This window comes from Streptomyces griseus (genome assembly GCF_900460065.1).
GTDB lineage: Bacteria > Actinomycetota > Actinomycetes > Streptomycetales > Streptomycetaceae > Streptomyces > Streptomyces griseus.
Genome location: NZ_UAVD01000032.1, coordinates 263,622 through 273,283, shown reverse-complemented (window position 1 = coordinate 273,283; position 9,662 = coordinate 263,622). Strand labels below are relative to the sequence as shown.

The window sequence follows — 9,662 nt, the reverse complement described above, 5'->3', positions numbered from 1 at the left end:
GCGTCCCGGTCGGGCTCGACGATCTCCTCGCGGCCCGGACGGATCTTCGCGGAGATCACGATGTAGACGACGGCCAGGATGAAGACGACGATCGCGGTCCACACGTTCAGGCGGAGGCCGAGGATGTGGTGGGCCTCGTCGACCCGCATGTACTCGATCCAGCCGCGTCCCGCGCAGTAGCCGGCGACGTACAGCGCGAACGCCCGTCCGTGGCCGAGCTTGAAGCGGCGGTCGGCCCAGATGACCAGGAGCGCGACGCCGATGCACCACAGCGACTCGTACAGGAAGGTCGGGTGGTACGTCCCGGCGACCCGGTTCGGGCCCTCGCTGATCTCCAGCGCCCAGGGGAGATCGGTGGGCTTTCCGTACAGCTCCTGGTTGAACCAGTTGCCCCAGCGGCCGATGGCCTGGGCGATGGCGATGCCCGGGGCCAGCGCGTCGGCCCAGGCGGGCAGCGGGATGCCCCGGCGGCGGCAGGCGATCCAGGCTCCGACGGCGCCGAACGCGATGGCGCCCCAGATGCCGAGGCCGCCCTCCCAGATCTTGAAGGCGTCGACCCAGTCCTCACCGTCGCTGAAGTACAGCTGGTAGTCGGTGATCACGTGGTAGAGCCGGCCGCCGACGAGGCCGAAGGGCACCGCCCAGACGGCGACGTCGGCCACGGTGCCGGCTTTGCCGCCCCGGGCTACCCAGCGCTTGTTGCCGAACCAGACGGCGACGAAGACACCGATGATGATGCAGAACGCGTAGCCGCGGAGCGGGATCGGGCCGAGCTCGATCACGCCGGTCGACGGACTGGGGATGAAGGCAAGATTCATGGCGAGGTCGACGCTACCTTGCCGGGCGGTGGGTACGGCAAGCTCCTCGGCAACTTCTGGGTAACGGGGAGGGCCTTCACGGGCGGGCGGCGGGCGCTCAGGAAGCGGGGCCCGACGACCGGCCGGACGGGTCGGCGGGAGTGGCCGGGTCGGACGGGGTGGCGGTGCCCGGCTCCTTGCCCTTGTTGGCCGCGGCGACCCACTTCTTCAGATTCTCCGGGGAGATCTGCTCACCTCCCTTGCTCGGGAAGACGGACTCCCCGTTGAGCAGCACGGTCGGCGTGCCCTGGAAGCCGCCTTCGCGGAACGCCGTGTCGGACTTCTTCACCCAGCTGTCGTGCTCGCCGTCCTCCACACAGCTGCGGAAGGCCGGTGTGTCCAGTCCCTCGACCTCGCCGGCCAGCTCGATCAGCCGGCTGTTCTTGGCGAAGGCGTCGTCCGGCTCGGGCGGCTGGTTGCTGAAGAGGACGTCGTGGTACGGGGCGAACTTGCCGGCGTCCTGCGCGCAGGCGGCGGCGTTGGCGGCGCGCAGCGAGCCGGTGCCGCCGAGATTGCCGTCGATGATCGTGGCCAGGTGGTACTCCACCTTGACCTGGCCCTCGTCCGCCAGCTCCGCGACGGTGTCCCGGAAGGCCGTCTCGAACTGGGCGCAGACGGGGCAGCGGAAGTCCTCCCAGATGGTGAGGGTGGACGGGGCGTCGGCTGCGCCGACCGGCACCGTCAGGGCGTCCTCGCCGATCGCGCCCGACGGGGCGACCGCGGGGCCGGAGGCGGTGTCGCCGCCGCCGTCCTTGCCCGCGTTGGCCGCGATCAGGCCGACCACGGCGGCCAGGGCGAGGACCCCGACCACCGCCGAGGAGACGATCAGCGTCCGGCGGCGCTTCTCGCGCCCCTTCTCCCGCTCGCGCTGCTGGGCCAGGCGCTCACGCGCGCTTCTGTTTCCCTCAGGGATCTTGTCGCTCACACCCGGGGAAACGAACCGGGGAGGCGCCTCCGCGCCTCCCCGGTCCACAATCCACCCATTCGGGTGATTCGAGAGTCAGCGCTTTCGAACGCCCTCGGCCAGTTCGCCCGCCAGGGAGCGGACGGCGGCGAGACCCGCGGCCTCGTCGGGGGCGTCCAGCATGGCCTTGACGAAGGCCGATCCGACGATCACGCCGTCCGCGAACCCGGCGACCTCGGCGGCCTGCGCCGCGTTGGACACGCCGAGGCCGACGCAGACCGGGAGGTCGGTGGTGGCACGGGTGCGCCCCACCAGGTCCTGGGCCTGGGCGCCGACGGAGGCGCGGGTTCCGGTGACGCCCATCAGGGACGCGGCGTAGACGAAGCCGCTCCCGGCCGCCGTGATGGTGGCGAGGCGGGCGTCCTGGCTGCTGGGGGCGACGACGAACACGGTGGCGAGACCGTGCTTGTCGGCGTGCTCGCGCCACAGCGCGGACTCCTGGACCGGCAGGTCGGGCAGGATGCAGCCGGCCCCGCCGGCCTCGGCCAGCTCGGCGGTGAAGCGCTCGACGCCGTACCGGTCGATGGGGTTCCAGTACGTCATGACCAGGATCGGGACGCCGGTCGCCTCGTACGCCTCGCGAACCGTGCGCATCACGTCGGCGATCCGGACGCCGCCGCGCAGGGCGATGTCGTCGGCGGTCTGGATGACCGGCCCGTCGAGGACCGGGTCGCTGTGCGGGAGCCCGATCTCGACGACGTCCGCGCCGCCCGCGATGACGGCCTTGACGGCCTCGATGCCGCCGTCGACGGTCGGGAAGCCCGCCGGGAGGTAGGCGATGAGCGCCGCCCGGTCCGCGGCCTTCGCGGCGGCCAGGGTGGTGTTCAACAGCTCGATGTTGCCGCTCACTTGGCGTCCCCCTCGATCTCGGCGCGGTCGCTGTCGGCGTCCGCCTCGACGGCGGCGTCGGCGTCGTAGAGCCCGAAGTAGCGGGCGGCGGTGTCCATGTCCTTGTCGCCGCGGCCGGACAGGTTGACGAGGATCAGCCCGTCCTTGCCGAGCTCCTTGCCGAGGTCCAGGGCGCCGGCGAGGGCGTGGGCGCTCTCGATGGCCGGAATGATCCCCTCGGTGCGGGACAGCAGGCGCAGGGCCTGCATGGCCGCGTCGTCGGTGACCGCGCGGTACTCGCCGCGCCCGACGTCCTTGAGGTAGGAGTGCTCGGGGCCGATGCCCGGGTAGTCCAGGCCCGCCGAGATGGAGTACGGCTCGGTGATCTGGCCCTCGTCGTCCTGGAGGACGTAGGAGCGCGAACCGTGCAGGATGCCCGGCTCCCCTGCCGTCAGGGTGGCCGCGTGCTCGCCGGTCTCCACGCCGTGTCCGGCGGGCTCGCAGCCGACCAGGCGGACGCCCTCGTCGGGGATGAAGGCGTGGAAGAGGCCGATGGCGTTGGAGCCGCCGCCGACGCAGGCGACCGCCGCGTCCGGGAGGCGGCCGGCGCGCTCCAGGATCTGGCGGCGGGCCTCGACGCCGATGACGCGGTGGAAGTCGCGGACCATCGCGGGGAAGGGGTGCGGGCCCGCGACCGTGCCGAAGAGGTAGTGCGTGCGGTCCACGTTGGCGACCCAGTCGCGGAACGCCTCGTTGATGGCGTCCTTCAGCGTCCGCGAGCCGGACTTCACGGCGACGACCTCGGCGCCGAGCATCCGCATCCGGGCCACGTTCAGCGCCTGGCGCTCGGTGTCGATCTCACCCATGTAGATGGTGCAGTCGAGGCCGAAGAGGGCGCAGGCGGTCGCGGTGGCGACGCCGTGCTGGCCGGCTCCGGTCTCGGCGATGACGCGGGTCTTGCCCATGCGCTTGGTGAGGAGCGCCTGGCCCAGCACGTTGTTGATCTTGTGTGAGCCGGTGTGGTTCAGGTCCTCGCGCTTGAGGAAGATCCGGGCGCCGCCCGCGTGCTCGGCGAAGCGCGGGACCTCGGTGAGCGCGCTGGGGCGGCCGGTGTAGTTCACCATCAGCTCGTTGAGCTCGGCGGCGAACGCGGGGTCGGACTTGGCCTTGTCGTACTCGACGGCGACCTCGTCCACGGCGGCGACGAGCGCCTCCGGAATGAACTTGCCGCCGTACGCGCCGAAATAGCCCTCGGCGCTGGGGATCAGACCCTCGGGGTCCGGAATGAAGAAATCGGACGACATGCGACGTGCTCCTTGGCATGGCAACGGATGGGTGCACCGGATGCGCGGAGGGGGGAGCGCCACCGCGACCGGCATGCGGTCACGGCGGGGCGGTCGTACGTACGAGAAGGGGTACTGCGGTACGTCGGCCGGGGCTCGCCTACAGCGCGGACCCCGGGCGCCATCGCATGCCGTTCACCTGGCCGGGCTCGTCGCCGATGACGTACCGGACGCGCCGGCCGTGCACGCGGCGGGCGGGGGCGCGGCAGCCTCGCGGCCTGCACCCGCGCGCCAGCGGGGCGTGCGGGTCCCGGGCCGGGGCCCCGGCCGGGCGGAGGCCCGGCCGGATGCGGTCCGCGGGACGGTCGGTCATGGTCGCTTCGTCCCCGGTCAGCCGCGGCCGTGGCGGAGCGCCGGGTGGGCGCCCGCGGCGACGAGGTCGGCGACGGCGGCGCGCGGGTCGCGGCCGGTGACCAGGGACTCGCCGACCAGGACGGCGTCGGCGCCCGCGTTGGCGTACGCGATCAGGTCGTGCGGGCCCCGGACGCCGGATTCGGCGACCTTGACGATGTGGTCGGGGATCTCGGGGGCGACGCGCTCGAAGGTGGAGCGGTCGACCTTGAGGTCCTTCAGGTTGCGCGCGTTGACACCGATGATCTTGGCTCCGGCGTCCACGGCGCGCTCCGCCTCCTCCTCGTCGTGCGCCTCGACGAGCGGGGTGAGCCCGATGGACTCCGCGCGCTCGATCAGGGAGACCAGGGCCTCCTGGTCGAGGGCGGCGACGATCAGCAGGGCGAGGTCGGCGCCGTAGGCGCGGGCCTCCCACAGCTGGTACGAGGTGACGATGAAGTCCTTGCGCAGGATCGGGATGTCGACCTTGGCGCGGACGGCCTCCAGGTCGGCGAGCGAACCGCCGAAGCGGCGCTCCTCGGTGAGGACCGAGATGACGGAGGCGCCGCCGGCCTCGTAGTCCGCGGCGAGCGCGGCCGGGTCGGCGATGGCGGCAAGGGCCCCCTTGGAGGGGGACGAGCGCTTGACCTCGCAGATGACGGTCACGCCCTCGCCGCGCAGGGCGGCGACTCCGTCCTTGGCCTGGGGAGCGCGGGCCGCGCGCTCCTTCAGCTCGTCGAGGCTGACGCGCGCCTGCCGCTCCGCGAGGTCGGCGCGGACGCCGTCGATGATCTCGTCGAGCACACTCACGCGAGCGGCCCCCTTCCGAACGGTTGACGGTGGACTGGATCAGCCCTACCGATGGTATCCGCAGGACGCCCCGGGGCTCGCATCCGGCCACGTCGCGTCCCACTTCCTGGTCACCGGGCGGCCCGACCCGGTCGTTCAGGGGGCCAGGGCCGAACCGAACGGCAGGTTCCGGACCACGGCGAAGACCAGCAGCACGGCGCCCACACCCCACCACCAGACGGGCGCCAGAGCGATGCGCAGGGGTTGTCCGCGCCAGGCCCTGACCAGCCAGAGGACCCAGACCGCGGCGAAGAGGAAGTAGCCGACGGTGGCGACGGCGTTGGCTTGGAGCGCAGTGCCGAGGTCGCCGGTGATGAAGGCGTGGGCGCTGCGCAGTCCGCCGCAGCCGGGGCAGAGGACGCCGGTCAGCTGGAGCAGGGGGCAGACGGGGTAGTGGCCGGGCTCGTTGGGGTCGACGGTGCCGACGTAGGCGAAGGCGCCGGAGACGGCGGCGAGGATGCCGATGGGGGTGGCGAGGCGTCGCGCTTTCGAGCCCGTCCGGGCGGGAGTGGCGAGGGTCCCGTTCCCCCGCGCCGGAAGGGGCGGGATGGCGGGGTTCTCGTGGGGGGCGGGCACCGCCAGGTCCGGGGTCGGGCAGACCGTCAGGGGCATGTCCCGGGGGCCGGCGCCCGGCGGTGCGGCTTCCGGGCGGTCCGGGGCGGGTCCGGGGCCGGGGCCCGGCAAGGGGGCCGTTTCCGGGTCCGGGGGCTGGGCGGCGGAGGGGGTAGGCGAGGCGTCCACCCGCCGATTGTCCCCCGTGGACGCGAAAAGGCGCAGCCCGTGCCGGGGGCTGCGCCTGTCGGCGTGTCGGTCGCCGGGACGGGCCGGCGTCCGGGTCAGTGGGAGATCTGCGCCCGCCCGGCGCGCTCCCTGGCCTCGATCAGCTCGGCCGACTCCTTCGGCATGCCGAGGCCGGCCACCTTCATGGCGAGGCCCACGAGACCGCCGGCGAAGATGACGGCGACACCGGCCCAGAAGCCGAGCGGGTTGGCCGCGACCATGAAGACGCCTGCGACGCAGAAGCCGATGAAAGAAATGATGACACCGGTCCAGGCGGCCGGGGTGTGTCCGTGGCTCGTGCCCGCCATGAGTTGCTCCTCGTTGGTGTTGCGCCGTGGGTGACGCTGTACGTGTGGCCGCCGCCCGGGGACGGCTCGGGTCCATTGTCCCGTACGGGCCCTGGAGAGGTGAGCGTGGGGTCAGGCCTCGCGCGTCGGGTCCTCGCCGCGGTCCAGGGCCTTCCACAGGTCCTCGGGCCGGTCCGGGTCGGGGGCGGTGCGGGGCGCCTTGCCGGGGCGGGGGGTGCCGTCGCGCTCGTACTTTCCGGACATGGCGGGCCAGCGGCTGCCGTAGCGCAGGGCGAGGAGCCCGGCCAGCAGGATCAGCAGGCCGCCGGCGGCGGTGACGTAGGGCCAGGCGGTGTGGCCGACGGCGTGGATGGTGGCCGCCGCGTCGCCGGTGGTTCTGGCGGCCTCCTCGTCGAGGGCCGTGCTGTCGGAGGCTCCGGCCCAGGCGCTGACGGTGGCTCCGAGGCCGCTGAGGGCGAGGAGCGCGGCGACGATCCGGCGGCCGACGCCGCGTACGGCGAAGACGGCGACGAGGGCGGCGAGGCCGACGACGGCCAGGGCGGCCGGGACGCCGGTGACGTCCTGGCCGTCGACGGTCAGCGGGAGGGCGCCGCCGCCGGTGGCCGCGTCGCCCTCGGCCCAGGTCTGCCCGGAGGCGAGGAGGACGACGGTCGCGCCGGCGGCGCCGAGGAGCAGACCGGACGCGAGACTGCGTCGGCCCCCTGCGGAGTCGGGCGCGGCGCCGGACGCGGAGTCGGCGGTTCGGGCACGGGGCTGGGGTACGGGGACAGCACTCACGCCCTCCACTATCCCTTACCGGTTCAGCGGTCGTGGAGCCGGTTGGCCGTATGGACGGCGCGGAGCACGGCGGCGGCCTTGTTGCGGCACTCGGTGTCCTCGGCGACCGGATCGGAGTCGGCGACGACCCCCGCTCCGGCCTGCACGTACGCGGTGCCGTCGCGGAGCAGGGCGGTCCGGATGGCGATGGCGGTGTCGGAGTCCCCGGCGAAGTCGAGGTAGCCGACGCAGCCCCCGTACAGTCCGCGGCGGCTCGGTTCCAGCTCCTCGATGATCTGCATGGCGCGCGGCTTGGGGGCGCCGGAGAGGGTGCCCGCGGGGAAGCAGGCGGTGAGGACGTCGAAGGCGGTGCGGTCGTCGGTGACGCGGCCGGTGACGGTGGAGACGATGTGCATCACGTGGGAGTAGCGCTCGATCGACATGAAGTCGACGACCTCGACGCTGCCGGGTTCGCAGACCCGGCCCAGGTCGTTGCGGCCGAGGTCGACGAGCATCAGGTGCTCGGCGCGCTCCTTGGGGTCGGCGAGGAGCTCGTCGGCGAGCGCCTGGTCCTCCTGCGGGGTGGCGCCCCGGTGCCGGGTCCCGGCGATCGGGTGGACCATGGCCCGGCCGTCCTCGACCTTGACGAGGGCCTCGGGGCTGGAGCCGACGACGTCGAACCCGTCGAAGCGGAAGAGGTACATGTACGGGGACGGGTTGGTGGCCCGCAGCACCCGGTAGACGTCCAGGGCGCTCGCCGTGCACGGGGTCTCGAAGCGCTGGGAGGGGACGACCTGGAAGGCCTCGCCCGCCCGGATGCGCTCCTTGATGTCCACGACGGCGTCCTGGTAGGCCTCGCCGCCCCAGAGCGCGGTGTACGGCGGCAGCTCGGACGGGGGCAGGACGGCGGGGGCGTTCTCGACCGGGCGGCGCAGGTCGCGTTCCATCGCGTCCAGGCGGGCGACGGCGTCCGCGTGCGCCTCGTCGACGCCGGTGTCGAGGTCGTTGTGGTTGATCGCGTTGGCGATCAGCAGGACGGTGCCGTTCTGGTGGTCGAGGACGGCGAGGTCCGAGGTGAGGAGCATGGTCAGCTCGGGCAGCTCCAGATCGTCGCCGCCGTGCTCGCCGATCTTCTCCAGGCGGCGTACGACGTCGTAGCCGAGGTAGCCGACCATGCCGCCGGTGAAGGGCGGGAGGCCCACGTCGCTCACCAGGTCGCGGGGGGTGTGGAGGGTCTCGACGGTGGCGCGCAGGGCCTCCAGCGGGTCACCGGCGACCGGTACGCCGACGGGCGGGGTGCCGAGCCAGTGGGCCTCGCCGTCGCGGGCGGTGAGGGTGGCGTCGCTGCGGACGCCGATGAAGGAGTAGCGCGACCAGGTCCGGCCGTTCTCGGCGGACTCCAGGAGGAAGGTGCCGGTGCGTTCGGCGGCGAGCTTGCGGTACAGGCCGACCGGGGTGTCGCCGTCCGCGAGGAGGCGGCGGCTGACGGGGACGACGCGCCGGTCGACGGCCAGTTTGCGGAAGGTGTCGAGATCCATGGCCGGTGACCTTACTTCCCCAGGGGCAGGGCGTCGGCGTCGAAGCAGGTGCGGTCGCCCGTGTGGCAGGCGGCGCCGGTCTGGTCGACCTTGACGAGGACGGTGTCGGCGTCGCAGTCCAGGGCGACGGACTTCACGTGCTGGACGTGCCCGGAGGTGTCGCCCTTGACCCAGTACTCCTGGCGGCTGCGCGACCAGTAGGTGCAGCGGCCCGTGGTGAGGGTGCGGTGCAGGGCCTCGTCGTCCATCCAGCCGAGCATCAGCACCTCTCCGGTGTCGTACTGCTGGGCGATGGCCGGGACCAGACCGTCCGCGCCGCGCTTGAGGCGGGCGGCGACGGCCGGGTCGAGGCTGCTGGCGGGCGGGGTGGCGCCGGGCGTGCTCGTCATGGGGCCATTGTGCCGTGGCCGCGGGGGCTTTCCGGGCGGACGTCCACTGGGCGGACCAGGGGTGACGGTCGTACGCTGGCGGGCATGTCGACCCATGCGAAGCGTGAACGTCTTCTGCTCGCCGATCTGTTGGAAGCGGCCGGTCCCGAGGCCCTGACGCTGTGCGACGGCTGGAAGACCCGCGATCTGGCCGCCCACGTGGTGGTCCGCGAACGCCGCGCGGACGCGGCGGGCGGGCTGCTGGTGGGCGCTCTGAAGGCCCGGCTGGAACGGGTGCAGGCGGAGTTCGCGGCGAAGCCGTACGAGGAACTGATCCAGCTGATCCGCACCGGTCCGCCCCGGTTCTCCCCGATGTCCCTCAAGCAGATCGACGAGGCGGCGAACACCGTCGAGTTCTTCGTCCACGCGGAGGATGTGCGGCGGGCCCAGCCCGACTGGTCGCGCCGTGAGCTCGACCCGGTCTTCTCCGACGTGCTGTGGTCCCGGACCGAGAGGACGGCCCGCCTGCTGGGCCGCAGGTCCCCGGTGGGGCTGGTGCTGCGCCGCCCGGACGGCCGGACGGCGGTGGCCCACAAGGGCGCCCCGGTGGTGACGGTGACCGGGGAGCCCGCCGAGCTGCTGCTGTACGCGTTCGGCCGGCAGGACGCGGCGGACGTCGAGGTGGTGGGCGACCAGGCGGCGGTGGAGCGGCTGAGGGCGGCCGAGCTGGGGATGTGAGCC

Annotated in this window: 11 protein-coding genes and 1 pseudogene; 1 reads left to right on the top strand and 11 read right to left on the bottom strand. The window is 73.2% G+C overall.

The window, feature by feature from the left end; all coding sequences use genetic code 11:
* Nucleotides 1-110 precede the first annotated feature (110 nt).
* From lgt to hisI, 11 genes and pseudogenes are all read right to left on the bottom strand, one after another.
* Nucleotides 111-818, bottom strand: a pseudogene (gene lgt, locus DTB53_RS24200) (prolipoprotein diacylglyceryl transferase); the annotation flags it as partial.
* A 97-nt stretch (nucleotides 819-915) separates the two neighbouring features.
* On the bottom strand, nucleotides 916-1,782 hold the full coding sequence (locus DTB53_RS24195; protein ID WP_030700981.1) for a DsbA family protein: 867 nt from the start codon (nucleotides 1,780-1,782) through the stop codon (nucleotides 916-918).
* Between the two features lie 75 nt (nucleotides 1,783-1,857).
* Complete coding sequence (trpA, locus tag DTB53_RS24190; protein WP_012381333.1) at nucleotides 1,858-2,670, bottom strand: tryptophan synthase subunit alpha; 813 nt, start codon at nucleotides 2,668-2,670, stop codon at nucleotides 1,858-1,860.
* Complete coding sequence (trpB, locus tag DTB53_RS24185) at nucleotides 2,667-3,953, bottom strand: tryptophan synthase subunit beta (protein ID WP_012381332.1); 1,287 nt, start codon at nucleotides 3,951-3,953, stop codon at nucleotides 2,667-2,669. The genes trpA and trpB overlap by 4 nt, the downstream gene beginning before the upstream one ends.
* A 139-nt stretch (nucleotides 3,954-4,092) precedes the next feature.
* Complete coding sequence (trpM, locus tag DTB53_RS24180) at nucleotides 4,093-4,305, bottom strand: tryptophan biosynthesis modulator TrpM (RefSeq protein ID WP_003969761.1); 213 nt, start codon at nucleotides 4,303-4,305, stop codon at nucleotides 4,093-4,095.
* A 17-nt stretch (nucleotides 4,306-4,322) separates the two neighbouring features.
* Entirely contained in the window at nucleotides 4,323-5,132 is an 810-nt protein-coding gene (gene trpC / locus DTB53_RS24175) for an indole-3-glycerol phosphate synthase TrpC (protein WP_003969760.1), read from the bottom strand.
* Between the two features lie 135 nt (nucleotides 5,133-5,267).
* Nucleotides 5,268-5,783, bottom strand: coding sequence for a DUF2752 domain-containing protein (locus tag DTB53_RS24170; protein ID WP_236586319.1), 516 nt, complete (start codon nucleotides 5,781-5,783; stop codon nucleotides 5,268-5,270).
* A gap of 224 nt (nucleotides 5,784-6,007) precedes the next feature.
* Nucleotides 6,008-6,259: an HGxxPAAW family protein gene (locus DTB53_RS24165; protein WP_003969758.1), complete on the bottom strand. Its 252-nt coding sequence runs from the start codon at nucleotides 6,257-6,259 to the stop codon at nucleotides 6,008-6,010.
* A 111-nt stretch (nucleotides 6,260-6,370) separates the two neighbouring features.
* Nucleotides 6,371-7,045 carry a TIGR02234 family membrane protein gene (locus DTB53_RS24160; protein ID WP_012381330.1) on the bottom strand — a complete coding sequence of 225 codons (675 nt, stop codon included), beginning with the start codon at nucleotides 7,043-7,045 and terminating at the stop codon, nucleotides 6,371-6,373.
* A gap of 14 nt (nucleotides 7,046-7,059) precedes the next feature.
* Nucleotides 7,060-8,553: an anthranilate synthase component I gene (locus DTB53_RS24155; RefSeq protein WP_003969756.1), complete on the bottom strand. Its 1,494-nt coding sequence runs from the start codon at nucleotides 8,551-8,553 to the stop codon at nucleotides 7,060-7,062.
* Between the two features lie 11 nt (nucleotides 8,554-8,564).
* Nucleotides 8,565-8,942 (bottom strand): phosphoribosyl-AMP cyclohydrolase, encoded by a 378-nt coding sequence (hisI, locus tag DTB53_RS24150; RefSeq protein ID WP_003969755.1) that lies wholly within the window; start codon nucleotides 8,940-8,942, stop codon nucleotides 8,565-8,567.
* 84 nt (nucleotides 8,943-9,026) lie between these two features.
* Between hisI and DTB53_RS24145 the strand changes: the two genes are divergently transcribed.
* A complete protein-coding gene (locus DTB53_RS24145) occupies nucleotides 9,027-9,659 on the top strand; it encodes a TIGR03085 family metal-binding protein (RefSeq protein WP_003969754.1) in 633 nt (210 codons plus the stop codon).
* Nucleotides 9,660-9,662: the final 3 nt, after the last annotated feature.